Source organism: Vallitalea guaymasensis, from assembly GCF_018141425.1.
Lineage (GTDB): Bacteria > Bacillota > Clostridia > Lachnospirales > Vallitaleaceae > Vallitalea > Vallitalea guaymasensis.
Genome location: NZ_CP058561.1, coordinates 3,817,135 through 3,833,101 on the forward strand (window position 1 = coordinate 3,817,135; position 15,967 = coordinate 3,833,101).

Annotated in this window: 16 protein-coding genes; 11 read left to right on the top strand and 5 right to left on the bottom strand. The window is 32.1% G+C overall.

From position 1 onward, the window contains the following. Nucleotides 1–96 precede the first annotated feature (96 nt). From HYG85_RS16390 to HYG85_RS16425, 8 genes are all read left to right on the top strand, one after another. Nucleotides 97–663, top strand: coding sequence for a TetR/AcrR family transcriptional regulator (locus HYG85_RS16390; RefSeq protein ID WP_193774589.1), 567 nt, complete (start codon nt 97–99; stop codon nt 661–663). 85 nt (nt 664–748) lie between these two features. Continuing rightward, nucleotides 749–1,423 carry a hypothetical protein gene (locus HYG85_RS16395; protein ID WP_212690551.1) on the top strand — a complete coding sequence of 225 codons (675 nt, stop codon included), beginning with the start codon at nt 749–751 and terminating at the stop codon, nt 1,421–1,423. A gap of 134 nt (nt 1,424–1,557) precedes the next feature. Next, on the top strand, nt 1,558–2,559 hold the full coding sequence (locus HYG85_RS16400) for a LacI family DNA-binding transcriptional regulator (RefSeq protein WP_212690552.1): 1,002 nt from the start codon (nt 1,558–1,560) through the stop codon (nt 2,557–2,559). Between the two features lie 79 nt (nt 2,560–2,638). Next, entirely contained in the window at nt 2,639–3,196 is a 558-nt protein-coding gene (locus tag HYG85_RS16405) for an amidohydrolase family protein (RefSeq protein ID WP_212690553.1), read from the top strand. Beyond that, nucleotides 3,193–4,389 (top strand): adenine deaminase C-terminal domain-containing protein, encoded by a 1,197-nt coding sequence (locus HYG85_RS16410; protein WP_212690554.1) that lies wholly within the window; start codon nt 3,193–3,195, stop codon nt 4,387–4,389. Before HYG85_RS16405 ends, HYG85_RS16410 begins: the two co-directional genes overlap by 4 nt. Nucleotides 4,390–4,427: 38 nt before the next feature. Then, the gene (locus tag HYG85_RS16415; RefSeq protein WP_113673983.1) at nt 4,428–5,174 is read left to right on the top strand and encodes a glutamine amidotransferase; all 747 of its coding nucleotides are present in this window, start codon (nt 4,428–4,430) and stop codon (nt 5,172–5,174) included. A 160-nt stretch (nt 5,175–5,334) separates the two neighbouring features. Beyond that, entirely contained in the window at nt 5,335–6,795 is a 1,461-nt protein-coding gene (locus HYG85_RS16420) for a rhamnulokinase (protein ID WP_212690555.1), read from the top strand. Nucleotides 6,796–6,804: 9 nt separating this feature from the next. Beyond that, entirely contained in the window at nt 6,805–7,908 is a 1,104-nt protein-coding gene (locus HYG85_RS16425) for a GntR family transcriptional regulator (protein ID WP_212690556.1), read from the top strand. A gap of 4 nt (nt 7,909–7,912) precedes the next feature. Here HYG85_RS16425 and HYG85_RS16430 read toward each other — a convergent pair whose 3' ends face one another. The 5 genes from HYG85_RS16430 to HYG85_RS16450 form a co-directional block, all read right to left on the bottom strand. Beyond that, nucleotides 7,913–8,308 carry a hypothetical protein gene (locus HYG85_RS16430; protein ID WP_113673986.1) on the bottom strand — a complete coding sequence of 132 codons (396 nt, stop codon included), beginning with the start codon at nt 8,306–8,308 and terminating at the stop codon, nt 7,913–7,915. Between the two features lie 103 nt (nt 8,309–8,411). Beyond that, nucleotides 8,412–9,506 (bottom strand): GerAB/ArcD/ProY family transporter, encoded by a 1,095-nt coding sequence (locus HYG85_RS16435; protein ID WP_212690557.1) that lies wholly within the window; start codon nt 9,504–9,506, stop codon nt 8,412–8,414. A 21-nt stretch (nt 9,507–9,527) separates the two neighbouring features. After that, nucleotides 9,528–9,719, bottom strand: coding sequence for a hypothetical protein (locus HYG85_RS16440; RefSeq protein ID WP_212690558.1), 192 nt, complete (start codon nt 9,717–9,719; stop codon nt 9,528–9,530). A 43-nt stretch (nt 9,720–9,762) separates the two neighbouring features. Further along, entirely contained in the window at nt 9,763–10,914 is a 1,152-nt protein-coding gene (locus HYG85_RS16445; RefSeq protein WP_212690559.1) for a Ger(x)C family spore germination protein, read from the bottom strand. Next, nucleotides 10,901–12,385 carry a spore germination protein gene (locus HYG85_RS16450; RefSeq protein ID WP_212690560.1) on the bottom strand — a complete coding sequence of 495 codons (1,485 nt, stop codon included), beginning with the start codon at nt 12,383–12,385 and terminating at the stop codon, nt 10,901–10,903. The genes HYG85_RS16445 and HYG85_RS16450 overlap by 14 nt, the downstream gene beginning before the upstream one ends. Nucleotides 12,386–12,699: 314 nt before the next feature. Between HYG85_RS16450 and HYG85_RS16455 the strand changes: the two genes are divergently transcribed. From HYG85_RS16455 to HYG85_RS16465, 3 genes are read left to right on the top strand one after another with little or no spacing between them, the layout of a single operon-like run. Next, nucleotides 12,700–14,139, top strand: coding sequence for an extracellular solute-binding protein (locus tag HYG85_RS16455; RefSeq protein ID WP_212690561.1), 1,440 nt, complete (start codon nt 12,700–12,702; stop codon nt 14,137–14,139). A 24-nt stretch (nt 14,140–14,163) separates the two neighbouring features. Then, on the top strand, nt 14,164–15,081 hold the full coding sequence (locus HYG85_RS16460; RefSeq protein WP_212690562.1) for an ABC transporter permease subunit: 918 nt from the start codon (nt 14,164–14,166) through the stop codon (nt 15,079–15,081). After that, nucleotides 15,082–15,945: a carbohydrate ABC transporter permease gene (locus HYG85_RS16465; protein ID WP_212690563.1), complete on the top strand. Its 864-nt coding sequence runs from the start codon at nt 15,082–15,084 to the stop codon at nt 15,943–15,945. Nucleotides 15,946–15,967 lie beyond the last annotated feature (22 nt).

The window sequence follows — 15,967 nt, forward strand, 5'->3', positions numbered from 1 at the left end:
CTAAGAATTATACTATACAGATTGATTTCAACTTGTAGGTATAGTATTATTATGATATAATTTACTTGAACAATGTTCAGATGTGAGGTTATGTTTATGAAGAAGTTTTCTGACAATCCAAAAGAAGAGATACTAAGCGCCGCAAAAGAGATTGCTTTGAAAGAAGGCATCTCTGCAATTAATATTAGATCAGTAGCTAAAAAATGTAATATTTCTATTGGTACAGTATACAATTCATTCCCAACAAAAAATGATCTGCTTTTTTCAGTTGTTGAGGACTTTTGGGAAAATGCCTTTATTGATATTAATAAATGTATAACAATGGAGAAAGGTTTCATAGAGAAAATAGAAGATATATATAACAATCTGTTTCAATATCTTGATCAGTTCCAAGAGAATTGGCTAGAGCAATTATCCTTGTTAAAATCATGTGACAAGTCTTTTGGAAGAAAGAGAGAGCACGATTTTTTTGCAAAGATACAGACTATACTTGTTAAGATGTTAGCGGAAGAAAAGACCATTAAATCTAGTATTTGGACAGATGTTTTTACTAAGGAACGATTATCAGTATTTATATTCGATTGTATGCTTGATATGCTTCGTAGAAAAGAACAAGATTTACAGTTTTTTGTAGAGACATTGAATAGAATCTTATACATATAAATATTAAAAATAATGCCATGGATTGAGGGCATTTATTTTATAAATAAAAATGAACAATGTTCAAATGATATAGGGAGGTATTTTTATGCAAGGAATCATGGAGACGATTTTTGATGTTTTGTATCTAGGAACGGTCATCACAATTGGTATTTTCATATTAAAACATAGTGGGAATAAAGTGCAGTATCGCTTATTTGGATTTATGGCAATAATTCTAGGATGTGGTGATGCATTTCATCTTATACCAAGGGCATACGGTCTATTAACTACAGGATTAGAAGCTAATGCGGCTGCACTTGGCATTGGAAAACTTATAACTTCAATTACTATGACAGTTTTTTATGTTATCTTATATCATATATGGAGACTGCGTTATGATATTAAAAAGTATAGCAATTTGACATATGTAATCTATGGTTTAGCTGTTTTTAGAATTGTTTTGTGTATGTTTCCACAGAATCAATGGTTACTCTACAATGCATCCTATGAGTGGGGAATTTACCGTAATATACCTTTTGCACTACTAGGATTGATTATTATTTATATCTTCTATAAAGAAGCTAAGAAACATAATGACAATGAGTTTCGTTTTATGTGGTTGGCAATTGTATTATCTTTTGGATTTTACATTCCTGTTGTCCTTTTATCAAATACTTATCCTGTGATAGGTATACTGATGATACCTAAGACCTTAGCTTATGTATGGATTGTTATGATGGGTTATCAAGGATTGAAAAAAGAGCTTGAACTCAAAAAATAGAAAAACTAACATATGTAAGGTTGCTTTTATGGGACAGGTATGATATAGTAATGCATGTAAGCGTTTACGTAAACTCTTACATGCATTATTTTTGGTATTTAATAGGAATTATAATTAATGAATTGGCAGGTGATATGATGACCATTAAAGATGTTGCTGAAAAAGCAAAAGTTTCTACAGCTACAGTTTCTCGTGTTATCAACAACAAGACAGAAGGAATAACAGAAGAGATGCGTAGGCATGTTCAAAAAGTGATTGACGAGATGGGATATACACCAAGTGGGTTAGCTAGAGGAATGGTAACAAAGAAAACATATACTATTGGATTGGTTATTCAGAATATATGCAATCCTTTCTTTCCTAAGATGGTAAGCGGGGTAGAGAGTATCGCTTATAAGAATGGGTATATGGTTCTTTTGTGTAATACAGATGAGAATATAGAAAGAGAAAAGAATTACGTATCGATTTTAAGAGAAAAAAGAGTAGATGGAATTATAATTACTGTAAGCAATGGTAAAGATAAGGAATATATTTCTAACCTGACAGCAGGCAATATACCTTTCGTGTTTTTGGATGAAATAGCAGAGGATGTTAACTGCGTATGTGTAGATAATGAATCAGGAGCATATAAAGCCACAACACATCTTATTGAATTAGGGCATAAAAATATCGCTTGTCTATCTGGACCAGATACAAGTATTACTAATCTACAAAGGGTGAAAGGCTATAGAAAAGCTCTAGAAGAAGCTAATTTACCTATTAGAGAAGAATTAATACTAAAAGGAACATATAAAGCTGATTCTGGGTTTAAGAACACAGAAAACATACTGAATAGATATAATGACGTTACTGCTATATTCTGTGCTAACGATTTTAACGCTTTGGGAGCATATGAAGCGGCAATGGCTCATGGAAAAAAAGTACCAGAAGATATATCCATTGTAGGTTTTGATGATATTCTAGATATACCAGCTAATAATTTTGCATTTACCAGCGTTTCCCAGCCTACATATGAAATGGGACAGGAAGCTGCAAAAATGTTGATTGATATTATAGATAAAAAAGAATTAAAAGATGAAGTTGTTTCCTTTCAGCCTAATCTCATAGTAAGAGATAGTACATCTACTCCTAAGTAGATTTATATATAAAAACAATTATTAATACGAGTGCAGCTATTTGTTTATGTAAATAATTATGTAAAGGAGATTGGTTATTTTGAAGAGAAGTAAAGTTATTGACGCAATTCTAGGTAGTACATTATATGATACTGTTATCAAAAATGTTAAGTTGGTTAATATTATAACTGGCGAAGTCTATGATTCTGAGATTAGTATTATTGACGGAAAGATCGGTCATGTCAATCAGCCTAATGAAGCTCCTTTAAGTGGAAATAAGGAATATGATGCAGAAGGGAAATATGCGATACCTGGATTGATTGATACTCATGTGCATACAGAAAGCAGTATGATGACAGTTGCCAATATGGCAGAAGCCATTGTAGTTCATGGGACTACAACAATCGCTTGTGACCCACATGAAATAGGTAATGTTCTTGGTATGGAAGGGGTAAAATATATCTATGAATCCAGCGAAGATATACCACTTATGGTAAATGTATTAGTTCCTTCTTGTATACCTTCTGCACTTGGAGTGGAAACTGCAGGAGCAGAGTTTGGAAAAGAAGAGATTGAAGAACTCATGAAAATGGATAGGGTTGCTGGACTTGGTGAAGTAATGGATTCCCAGGAGTCATCAATCAAAGTTCGAGAATGATGGAAATTATAGAGACAGCGAAAAATCACACCAAATTCCTTCAAGGTCACGCACCATCTCTTGTTGGGAGAGAGTTGTCAGCATATTTATCAACTGGCATATCATCTTGCCATGAAACCAGTTTTTCTGAAGAAGCAAGATACAAACTAAGGGCAGGAATGACTCTAGAATGTAGAGAAAGCTCTATTGTACATGATATAAAAGCTTTAGCACCTGTTCTAAAAGAATTCAATTATCCTGTTACAACAACTTTTTGTACAGATGATAGAGAGCCAGACGACATATTGAAAGAAGGGCATTTGGACCATGTTATCAGAGTTGCTATCAAGGAAGGCATACCACCAATTGAAGCAGTTAAGATGGCTACCTACAATGCATCAAAGTTATTAAACAAAGATGACATTGGATTGATAGCGCCAGGAAGATATGCAAACATAGTTCTTTTGGACAGGCTAGAAGAATTCGTTGTCAATGAAGTATTCTATAAGGGAGAATTGGTAGCAAAAGAAGGTAAAATGGTTAAGCCTATACCAAATAAAAACTATCCTTTAGAAAATAGAAATACAGTTATTTTCGAGGAAAAACCTACTAAGGAAGATTTTAGAATAGCTTCGGATAAAGATGAAGCAACTATGAATATCATAGCATTCAATAAGGAAGTACCTATCATAACAGATCTAGAACAGATTACTCTTAATACCAAAGAAGGTTATGTTGATATCAGTGATAGGGAAGATTTAGCAGTACTATCAGTATTTGAGCGTCATGGAAAAAAAGGTAAAAAGAGTACTTGTTTAGTAAAAGACTTAGGTCTTACTCATGGAGCCATAGCAAGTACAGTATCACATGATACACATAATCTAGCGGTTGTAGGTAAGAATGAAGATGACATGATGAAAGCTGTAGATACTCTATGTGAAGTAGGGGGAGGAATAGTATGTGTCGTTGATGGTGAGATTGAAGCATTAATTGAACTACCAATAGCAGGTCTTATGTCAGATAAAAAGATAGATGAGCTTGCACCAAAAACAGCATTACTGAAAGCTAAGATAAGTGAATTAGGTTTAAAGGCTACTTGCCCTATCATACAGGTAGCATCATTTTCATTACCTGTCATTCCTAATGTAAGATTGACTGACCTGGGACTTGTAGATGTAAACAAACAAGAAATAATACCTATAATCATAAGTTGAGGTATTAATATAAAGCATAAAAAAAGGAGTGACAAGCAATGAAATTATTATTTGTTGGAGAATCATGGGTTATACATTCAGTTCATATGAAAGGATTTGATCAGTTCACTACAACCACCTATGAAGAAGGAGGATGGGATTTAATCAATGCTTTCAAGAGTGGAGGAATTGAAGTTGAATATATGCCTGCACATGTAGCGGCTACTTCATTTCCGGATACTGCTGAAAAATTAGGAGAGTATGATGTTGTTGTATTAAGTGATATAGGTAGTAATACACTAGTATTGCACAATGATACTTTTGTCAAAGGCAAGATTACCAATAACAGATTGAAAGCTATCAAAGAATATGTAGAAAAAGGCGGCAGCTTTGCTATGATGGGTGGTTATTTATCTTTTCAAGGTATAGAAGCCAAGGCAAAGTATGCAAGAACACCTATAGAAGAAATTTTACCTGTTAACATGATGGTTACCGATGACCGTTTTGAAGCACCTGAAGGTGTTACACCAGAAATAATTATGGAAGATCATCCAATTCTTGACGGAGTATCAAAAGATTGGCCTCATTTCTTAGGATATAATATATTGACAGCAAAAGAAGATGCTCAGGTTATAGCCAAATGCGGTGAACATACATTTATGGCAGCTGGTAATTATGGAAAAGGTAGAACCTTTGCATTTGCTAGTGATATAGCTCCTCATTGGGGATCGCCTGAATTTGTTGGTTGGGAATGTTATAATACTCTCTTTGTCAATATTGCTAATTGGCTTGCGGGAAATAAATAATATATAAGTTTTGGAAAAGGTGGCTGTTGGGGGATAAGTATTACTCCAATGCCACATTTTTAATTGACAAAAAACAGTTAGTAAAGTATATTATAACTATACTTGTAATTACAAGTAATTACAAGTCAAAATAAACTAATAAAATATGGGGTGACAGCATATGAAAATGTTAGCATTTGATTTTGGAGCAAGTAGTGGTAGAGGTATAATAGGAGAACTTAAGGATAATAAGATTATTCTAAAAGAAGTACATCGATTTGAAAATGAGCCTGTAAAACTTAGAAATCATTTACAATGGGACTTTCTAAGATTAGTTTATGAAATAAAGAAATGTCTTATTAAATGTAAGAATGACGGTGAAGATATAAAAAGTATTGGAATTGATACATGGGGTGTTGATTATGGTCTAATTGACGGAGATGGTGAACTTATAACAAGTCCTTTCCATTATAGGGATTCAAGAACCGATAATATGACCAACAAGTGCTTTGAATTTATTTCAAAAGAGGAACTAATACGTCTTAGTGGTATTGATTGTAATCAATATAATACCATCTATCAGCTGTTAGCAGAAACTGAGACTGCCTTAAGTCGCTTGGAAGATGCTCAGACAATGCTGCTTATGCCAGATTTATTTAACTATATATTAACAGGGGTCAAAAAAGCTGAATATACAATAGCTACAACTACACAGCTATACAACTACCATAAAAATGATTGGAATTATGATTTGATAGATAGAGTTGGGTTACCTTCAAGGATATTTCCAGAGATAATTCAACCAGGTCATGAAATAGGAAATATTACAGATGATATTAAGGAAGAACTTGATATAGATGATTGTAAAGTGATAAGTGTAGGAAGCCATGATACATCCTCTGCTATCGCCGCTATACCAGCCATAGAAGAAGACTTTATTTTTATCGCTACAGGAACATGGGTTATGGTAGGTGTTGAAAACGAAGGTATTCTAGTTAATGAAACCACACAAAATTATGGTCTCAGCAATGAAGGTGGAGTTGGTGGTAAAGTTAACCTTCTAAAGAATATCATGGGACTTTGGCTTATCCAAGAATCAAAAAGACAGTGGAACAAAGATGGAATTGATATAGGATTCGGTGAAATGGTTGAAGAAGGATTAAAAGCAAAAACTACGTCTATAATCAACCCTGACCATAAACTCTTTTACGCTCCTTCCGATATGCCTAATAAGATTAAGAGATTCTGTGAGGGATTAGGACAGCCTGTACCAGAAACAATTGGTGAGATTGTCAGAGTCATTGAAGAGAGTTTGGCATTAACAATAAAATATACTATTGAAGGAATTGAAAAAACTACCAATAAAAGATATAATACTATACATATGTTTGGTGGTGGAATCCAAGATAAGTTATTATGCCAATTAGTAGCCAATGCAACTGGAAAAGAAGTAATCACTGGACCAAAAGAAGCTACATCAATGGGTAACATATTACTTCAAGCAATTGGATTGGGAGAGATTGAGAATATAAGACAAGGTCGTGAGATTGTACGTAATTCAATCGAAATCGCAAGATATGTACCTGAGGACAATACTGACTTGGATGATAAGTATAAAAAATATCTAGAAATTATAAAATAAGGTGAAAATATGGATATACAACCTAAGTACAAAACTCTAAAAAATTATATTAAGCAGCGTATCACTAGTGGAGTCTATAAGCCTAAGGAAGCTATTCCAAGCGAAAATGAGTTTTGTAGATTATTTAATACAAGTAGAGTAACTGTAAGAAAAGCCATTGACGAATTGGTTATAGAAAATTATATATATAGAGTTCAAGGTGTAGGTACATTCGTTCAAGAGAATTCATTACGTGGTAAACAAGAAGAAAGCAATAGGGTTGACCTTATTTTCCATGATAATAATTTATTATTCTCCGAATTTAATTCTAGTATTATATTAGGTGCCGAGAAGATCTTGAAACAAGGTGGATTAACTCTAGCTACTTATTACTCAATGAATGATACTAAAACCCAATACGATAAAATCAATAATTCAATAAAAGATGGTGCAAAAGGAATAATCTTATGTGGATGTCTTGAAGATGAAGAAACTACAAGATTAAAAGAATTCATTGATTCGCCTATACCAATTATATGTATTGATAGATACTTTGAATCACTTCCATTTGATGCAGTCATTGGAGAAGATTTTGATGCTGGATATGAAGCTGGAGACATTTTCATAAAAAATGGGTATAGGAACATAGGCTATTATTATCCATACTCTATTGAATCATCTGTAACTAGAGGAAGAGTTAATGGACTTATTCAAGCAATGAAAGATAATAATATTGAAGTCAATAAAAATCTTATAGTTAGAAGTACTGAAACTAAGAAAGAAAATGTATATGACTATAATGTAATAAGTAAAAATATTAGAGAATATTTGATGAAAAATCAAGACCTACAGGCAGTTTTAACATTTAATGATATTACAGCATTACTATTCTATAAGGAAGCAGCAAGGTTAGGTCTGAAGATTCCACAAGATATTGCATTAATCAGTTTTGGTGATTTTTATATTGATTCGATATTTGAAGTAGGTCTCACCTCATTTAATCAACATGCTGATAAAATAGGTAGGGAAGCAGCCAAAATCCTTATTAATAGATTAATCAATAAAGATAAAGTAAGTAGAAAAGTAAAAAAAGTCAATTATGAATTGATACGAAGAAAATCATGCAGCTGGTAGATAATCAACCAGCTTTATTTTTTTTTGTACCACTAATAATATTATCTATTTCATCAATAGTATCTAGTATTGTCTGTAATTCAGTATCTGTAAAAGAATTCTTGAAATGTTCTATAAAGATATCATAGTCGTTTTTAAAGGTTTCAAGTTTTTTCTTAGTGTTGTCCAATTCATGTTTTAGATGTTCTAACTGAATAAGAGCATCTTTTTCAATTTCAAATGCACGTATTTCAGCTTCTTCAATAATTTGTTTAGAAGTAATATGAGATTCAACTAAAGCTTGTGATATATACTGCTCTTTTAATTTATAATCGTCAATAGCATCTTCTAACTCCATAATGAAGTCATCAACTTCCTGTGGTGAATATCCTTTTTTGATAATAGAGAATGAATTCGACATAGTGTAACCCCCATAAAGTTTTGTATTTTTCTTATAATAACCTTAAACTGATATAATTTTAGCATTAATTTGCAAATAAGGCAATAGAATAAGCATTACAGTTTCAGATTTTTTTCTTGGAATCCCTTTTGAGTTTTATTTCTTCTGCAATAAAAATAATAAAGGGTACAAGTATATTGACAACAATTGCGTATGGTAAATAGACTTCTGAAGTTATATAATGATAATCCAAGTAATCAGAATAGGTCAAGTAGCTCAATACGCCTACTAGTAGGGTAATAGGTATAACAAAGGTTTTGTAATTCTTAAGATTGAATAGATGTTGAAAGCTAATAAGTGCAGAGAATAATGAGGCTACAATTTTTACAAAAGCCACATATATATATTCAAGGAGCAGAATCATCTCTAGTCTCTGAAAAAAGTTGCCAATACTTATTCTTCTAATAGGGAGGTATGGTGGGAAAACAGATTCTACATAACTATCCTTTCCTATAACTAATATAGTGAATATGACTACAATAAAAAGCAGGAAAGCGCCAAAAGCAGGACCTATGGCAAATACCTTATAGTAAGATTTTTTATCCTTAAAATTGTTGAAGTACAATAGGAATATAAAATTCTGTGTCAGAGGAAATGCAATAGCATATATGACTCCTTTGTAAACTGGTTCTATTCCATCATACATTATAGGAACTATATTATCTATATTGATTAAAGGTATCAAGGTCAAGGGAATGAATATAAAGTAAAAGAACAATATATATATAAATAATTCACTCCATTTTCCAAATACTTTTATGCCAGATTTTAACATCTGCATAGCCACAATTATTATTACAGTTATTATTATGATTTGTGGTGTAGCATTAAGACCAACAACACTCATGAATTGATCTAATATCCTTATGAGTAAAGCACTTAGATATATTCCATTCCATAAGAAGATGATACTGAATATTTTACTTATGAGTTTGCCGAAGGTCAAATCAGTAATCTCCAATATGTTTTTTCCAGGATAGTTAGATAGCATCCTTGCATACATCATCTGAATAGGAAATGATACCAAGATTGCAATGAGCATCGCTAACCATGCATTCTCGGCCGCTGGATTGGCACCACCAGTTATCATACCTGTCCCTAATGTAAACATTGCCATTATACTGATTGCTTGTCTTTCGGTTAATTTATTATTATTCATAGATTACCTTCCTAAATGTTATTACCATATTTTAATTATACTTGCAAAATTCCTGTCAATGATCTCGATCATACCTAGCAGATATAGGATAATTACTAAAGAGAATATAGACAGATAAATCTTTACATCTTTTGATTTACCTTGTTTCTTATATAAAATATATAGTTCCACACTTCCTATCAATAAGTAAAGTAATAACATAGATAGTATCATTGTTTCCAACTCCTACAAGTATTTATAAGTTCAATAAACATACCTATTTGATTATTTTTTCATACAATGCGCTTCCAGATATTTCAACAACAGAATTCACCTCAATGTCAATATCTTGAAAAATATTGGACCAATCATCTTCGATTTGCTTCCATAATGATGGATTATCTTTTTTTATTAGTTGTCCAAAACCAAAAATATCACTGTTCAATTCAGCTTGAGCCTTTTTTACTAAATCTTTTATATTATTTTCTACCATATTCTCTGCTGCTTCTATCAATTTATCTTTTCCTTCTTTATCTAGTACATTCACATTGTTATTCATAATTTCAGCTATAACAGCAGTTGTTTGTGTTGATATTTTAATAGTGATATTATCATCAGTGAAGACAGGGTTAAGTTTAGTTTTAGTCTTACCAATTTCTAATGAAACAGTTGTAGTTTCTGCTTCATCATTGTATGTTACTGGAAGTATACCACCTTTTTGTTCGTTAAGAATAACACATAAAGTTTTACATTCATCACCATTGATCTTTCCTACCATCTGGTTTCCGTTGAATACAGCATTACCTATAATATAAGCACTTTCACCAAGCAATGTCTTTTTTATGAAAATCAATGGAACAACTCCATCTTTTCCTTTGGAACTGGAAATATTAATGAATTCATATAATCGGATAGGATAGGATTTACCTACGTGTTTCATATTTATCATGGTATCATTAACATAAGTGGCAAGCTCTTGATGATCTAGTCCAATTTCTAATATTTCTTTAGATGAATATGGCTCTGGTGCAACAAACATCCACATATCTTCTCTTGTCTCATCATCTCTCATAAATAGGTCTAATACTTCATTAATATTCTCTTTTGCAATATCTTCACTGATTATAATAAAAGCGAGATGTCCAAAATATACTCTTTTACCATCTTGTAGAACTAGGTTTCTTATAGCGTCGAAAATAGTCAATCCTTGAGAACTGATGAATGTTTGACTAAGATTGTTTCCTTCATTCTCTTCGTTGGCTGTCAATAATATCTTGCCAGTAAATTCATATAGACCATCTTTTTTATCTATACCTAGTCCAAATATTACTGATAGGTCATTTATCTCTCTATAGTTCCAGCATGAAGTACATAAGATTGAATTTGCTATGATAATTATTATTAAGATAGAGTACTTAATTCCTTTCATTTGACTTCATCCTCTTTTTTTGGAGTTTTTTAATCCTGTAATTCACTAAATTCTTTGCACCATTATCTATATTCCACCAAGGTGTCCTTATTGCGGTATCTTGAATATCCAGTTTATTCAAGTCAGTATAGAATGTCATATAATCCACACCGAAACTTTTAAGATTCATCAGATGAATAGCTATACTCATAACTCCAAATATATATCCATACAGACCAAAAAAGGAGCAGAATAAGAGTAAATAGAACTTAATGAATATAACTGATTCCAGAATGAATGGTAGAGCAAGACTTGTTATACCTGTAAGCGCTGTAATAATTACAATAGGTGCACTTATAAGTCTTGCACTAACAGCCGCTTCACCAAGTACCAAAGCACCAACAATACTTATTGTTTGTCCTATATTTTGAGGAAGTCTTGAACCAGCTTCTCTAAGTATTTCAAAAGTAATGAGCATTAATATCAATTCAATTATTGAAGGAAAAGGGACACCTTCCCGGCTGCTGACAATACTGACCATAATTTCCTGAGGTATCATTTGATGATGGTAAGTTATTAATGCAATATATAAAGCAGGAATACTAGTAGATAAAATAAAACAAAATATCCTTAGTACACGGTTGAAAGAAGCAATGAAATAATGACTATAGTAATCCTCATTAACTTCAAATTGTTCTATGAATAGGTGAGGAATAGTTAAAACACTAGGGGAACCATCAGTGAATATTGCTATTTTACCCTCTAATAATTTTGCAGCTATGACATCTGGTCTTTCTGAATTACCAATAGTATTAAAAAAACTTATGGACCTGTCTTGAATGTACTCACATACATATTCGGATTCTAGGATTATGTCTACGTCAATATTATTAAGACGTTTTTTCACTTCTTTCAATATTTGCCTAGAGACGATATCATCCATATAAGAAATACATATTCTCGTTTTTGTGACATTACCCAAAACCATTATTTCAAACTTAAGATTAGGATTTCTGATTTTTTTTCTTACTAAGGAGGTGTTGGTCAATAATGATTCAGTAAAACCTTCTTTTGGTCCTTTTGTAACTCTTTCTGCATCAGGTTCTGTAACATCTCTTTTTTCAAAGCCTTTACTATTAATGAGTATAGCTTTATCACAAGTATCTACTAATAATAGGGAGTATCCAAAACTAATATTAGAGACTATATCATCGACATTGGAAATTGTAACTAGATCTATAGTAGTCAGCACTTTTTTTGATACGAATTCTATTAATTTATCACCAGCAATATTTTTAGGATATTTTGATACTAATAATTGCTTAACAACATTTATTGTCAATTCTTCATTATCAACCATGCCATTAATAGAAATCAGACAATATCTTATAGGAGAATATTTTGCTTCTAATTCTCTGTATTGAACAAATTTATCATTATTATATATTTTTTTTAGTTTTGATATATTCTCATTTATATTATGGGATAGCATATTAATCAAACCTACTTTTCTAGAATGATGGTATAAAATTAGTAAAATTATAATATTATAATTTATCCTTGATATTATCATTACCAATGATTGGACTTATATACTAAAAAATGATGATAGGATTGAAATGCCCATAGACAGTGACATGCAAACGATTAAAAAGCAAAAATGAATGTTATGATAAAAAGTGAATGTTTACAAAAAAAAGACCTATGATACAATCTGATTATACAAAATCACCAAAACATATGTTGGAAAAAATATGGACTAACAGATTTTGTACAACAAAATTATATTATAGGAGGAGATAATAGGTGAAGATTAAGAAACTTTCTGCTTTATTGATTTGTTTGCTAGTATTGACCAGTATAACGGGGTGTGGAAAAGATAAAGAATCTATGGGTAATGATGCTAATATACGTAATGATGTAAATGATATTGATGCTGAAGAAGTAGATAATACAGAACCAGTAAAAATATTGTCAGCTATTACAGGTGGAAAAGATCCGGACGAGCATGTATTGTGGCAAAAAGAGATAGAACGTGTATTAGGTATAAAAGTTGATATTACCAAGATTGCTAATGAGTATGTAACAAAACTAACAGCTACGTTGGCATCTGGTGACGATATGGACATAGTTTATATGAATAGCGGGCAATTTGAAAAATTATTCAAAACAGGGTTATTTGAACCTTTGACCAAATATATTGAGAACTCTCCTATACTTTCAGACCCTGACGTGGTTGATCCCAAAGAATGGGAACGAATAAGGCGGGAAGATGGAGAGATATATGCAGTATTCAACAAATATGAAGGTGGAAGAATGCCTTTGATAAGAAGGGATTGGCTTGAGAAACTTGGATTGGAAGAGCCTAGTACATTAGATGAGTACTATGAGGTATTCAAGGCTTTCACGCATAATGATCCTGATGGTAATAATAAAGATGATACATATGGACTTACATTAAAAGCTATCTATGATATTCAGCCATTCATGAGTGCATATGGGTTGTTTGATGGCGAGGCTCAAGATGAAAATGGAAAGTGGTATATTCCATGGGCAACTGAAGAAGCTGTTCCAGTCTATGATTGGCTTGCAAAGTTATATGAAGAAGGATTGCTTGATCCTAATTTTGCAACTAATACAAGTTCAGCTTGTCGTGAAATGATACTTAGCAATAGAGCAGGAATGTTCGTATATTGGGATAATTGGGTTGGATTGTTTAACTCAAAGGTTAGAAGTAAAGAGCCTGATAATCCTTTTGAGATAAAAGGATTACCACCGATTCTTGATGAAAATGGTAATGGTGTGCTGACAAGCGGTCAAGATGGTCTATGGGTCATGTTGAAGACCAGTAAAAATAAAGACCAAGCTTTTAGATTTTTGGAATCCGCATTCTACACAAGAGAAGGAATAATAATTAATACGTTAGGTATTGAAGGACATGATTATAACATAGAAAATGGTAAATATGTATTGACAGAAACTGGTGAACAACACGCAATGGATCATGGTATTGTTGTTCCTAAAACATTGAATTATGAATCACCAATGCCTCAACCACTTAATTATGAAGAAGCAAGAGATATTGTCATCAAATATGGTAAGAGTGAAATCCTAAGAGATACTACCAAAGATGCAAAAGAAATCATTAAAAAACATGCAATACAAGCAATATTAGGTGTAGTTAATGGAGAAAAAGCCGTAGAAGATATGCAGAAAGAATTGAAAGCCAAGAAGTTTATTGACTAATTTTTCAAGACAGTGGGGGTTAAGATGAGTTCTATCACATTAAAAAAGAAGAGCAGCAAAGACTTGTTAAAGTTGTTATCAAAGAATAAAGGTATATATATATTAATTCTACCCGCGTTAATCTATTTTGCTGTATTTAGTTATTTTCCAATAGTTAATGGGTTCATGATGAGCCTGCAACACTACAGTATAGGTGGTGAACATACATTTGCAGGGCTTGTACATTATAGAGAAATATTGACGGATATTGATTTTTGGCGTGCGTTCAGGAATACTTTACAAATTGGAGGTGGTAATTTAATTGTTGGCTTCATCATGCAGGTTTTACTTGCATTATTACTTAATGAAATTACTCACAAGAAATTCAAGAAGTTGACTCAAACAATTATCTATACACCTAATCTATTTTCTTGGGTTGCAATTGGAGGTATATGGATCAGTTTGTTGGCACCTGATACAGGGATGGTTAATGAAATCATTAAATGGTTTGGAATGGAACCTATTAATTTTATGACTAATGTAAAGATAATTCAACCTGTATTCATCTTTCTTAACACATGGAAATCTGCTGGTTATGGTTGTATCATATTTTTAGCTGCAATAACAGGGATTGATAAAAATCTATATGAAGCTGCAGCAATTGATGGCGCAAGCAGGTTCAAACAAACATTATATATTACTATACCAGGTTTATACAGTACCATGAAAGTTGTTTTCATGCTTAACTTGATCAGTGTACTACGGATGTTTAGTCAATCCTATGTATTAACGAATTATGCTGTCATAGATAAAACTCAGGTGGCAATGACTTATACATATAGTATGGGAATTGAGAATTTTAGAATGGATTATGGTTCTGCCATAGCCTTTATAATGTTATTGTTCACTAGTGTGTTTGTTCTTATATATCAAATGTTCGTACGGAAGAAGGAGGTTGACTAAATGCTTCATAACAATAAAAAAAGTATATCTAGCAGTATCTTTCGAATACTAAATATCTTATTTATGATAATCCTTATTTTGATTACAGTGCTTCCTATATTAAACACATTTACGCTTTCTTTTTCAACAGATATTGATTCTATGGTACCTGGTGTGAAAATATGGCCTAGTAAATTCAGTACAGAAGGATACAACACGTTGTTTCAGCAAGTGAAGATATTGCGTCCCTTTCTCAATAATATTATTGTTACAGTGTGTGGAACAATATTGCATGTTGGTCTATGTGCTTTAACAGGTTATGCACTTTCCAAAAATATGGCAGGGAAAAAAATTATTATGGGATTTATATTAATCACTATGATGATACCACTTCAGAACATAATGATACCTCTATACATACTGTATAAGAATCTGCATCTCATAGATAAATTAATCGCTATCATAATATCGGGAATTGTTTCAGGATATTCTATTGTTTTGTTGAAGAACTTCTTTGAAAGTATACCAGAGTCAATTGGTGAAGCGGCATATATAGATGGTGCTAGCCAACTTAAGATGTTTATTAGAATATATTTACCATTAGCAAAGCCTGGTATTGCAACAGTGGCATTATTTCAATTTGTTGGGAGATGGAATCACTTCATGGAAGCAGTTTTATTCATTAATGATCCTAAGAAATATACATTGCAGATTGCCTTAAAAGGACTGGTTATTGATTCAGATGCATCATCGTCAGCTACAATCATTACTAAAAACACACAGATGGCTGGAGTCATGATAGCTATTATTCCGTTATTGATTTTATATCCTTTTCTTCAAAAATACTTTATTTCAGGACTTATGGTAGGTTCAACGAAAGGTTAGAACTATGAAGGTTTATTAAAAA

Coding starts and splice junctions, on each gene's coding strand:
- HYG85_RS16420 (WP_212690555.1), top strand. CDS start 5,335: ATGAAAATGTTAGCATTTGATTTTGGAGCAAGTAGTGGTAGAGGTATA.
- HYG85_RS16430 (WP_113673986.1), bottom strand. CDS start 8,308: ATGTCGAATTCATTCTCTATTATCAAAAAAGGATATTCACCACAGGAA.
- HYG85_RS16445 (WP_212690559.1), bottom strand. CDS start 10,914: ATGAAAGGAATTAAGTACTCTATCTTAATAATAATTATCATAGCAAAT.
- HYG85_RS16415 (WP_113673983.1), top strand. CDS start 4,428: ATGAAATTATTATTTGTTGGAGAATCATGGGTTATACATTCAGTTCAT.
- HYG85_RS16425 (WP_212690556.1), top strand. CDS start 6,805: ATGGATATACAACCTAAGTACAAAACTCTAAAAAATTATATTAAGCAG.
- HYG85_RS16460 (WP_212690562.1), top strand. CDS start 14,164: ATGAGTTCTATCACATTAAAAAAGAAGAGCAGCAAAGACTTGTTAAAG.
- HYG85_RS16440 (WP_212690558.1), bottom strand. CDS start 9,719: ATGATACTATCTATGTTATTACTTTACTTATTGATAGGAAGTGTGGAA.
- HYG85_RS16450 (WP_212690560.1), bottom strand. CDS start 12,385: ATGCTATCCCATAATATAAATGAGAATATATCAAAACTAAAAAAAATA.
- HYG85_RS16395 (WP_212690551.1), top strand. CDS start 749: ATGCAAGGAATCATGGAGACGATTTTTGATGTTTTGTATCTAGGAACG.
- HYG85_RS16435 (WP_212690557.1), bottom strand. CDS start 9,506: ATGAATAATAATAAATTAACCGAAAGACAAGCAATCAGTATAATGGCA.
- HYG85_RS16400 (WP_212690552.1), top strand. CDS start 1,558: ATGATGACCATTAAAGATGTTGCTGAAAAAGCAAAAGTTTCTACAGCT.
- HYG85_RS16410 (WP_212690554.1), top strand. CDS start 3,193: ATGATGGAAATTATAGAGACAGCGAAAAATCACACCAAATTCCTTCAA.
- HYG85_RS16465 (WP_212690563.1), top strand. CDS start 15,082: ATGCTTCATAACAATAAAAAAAGTATATCTAGCAGTATCTTTCGAATA.
- HYG85_RS16390 (WP_193774589.1), top strand. CDS start 97: ATGAAGAAGTTTTCTGACAATCCAAAAGAAGAGATACTAAGCGCCGCA.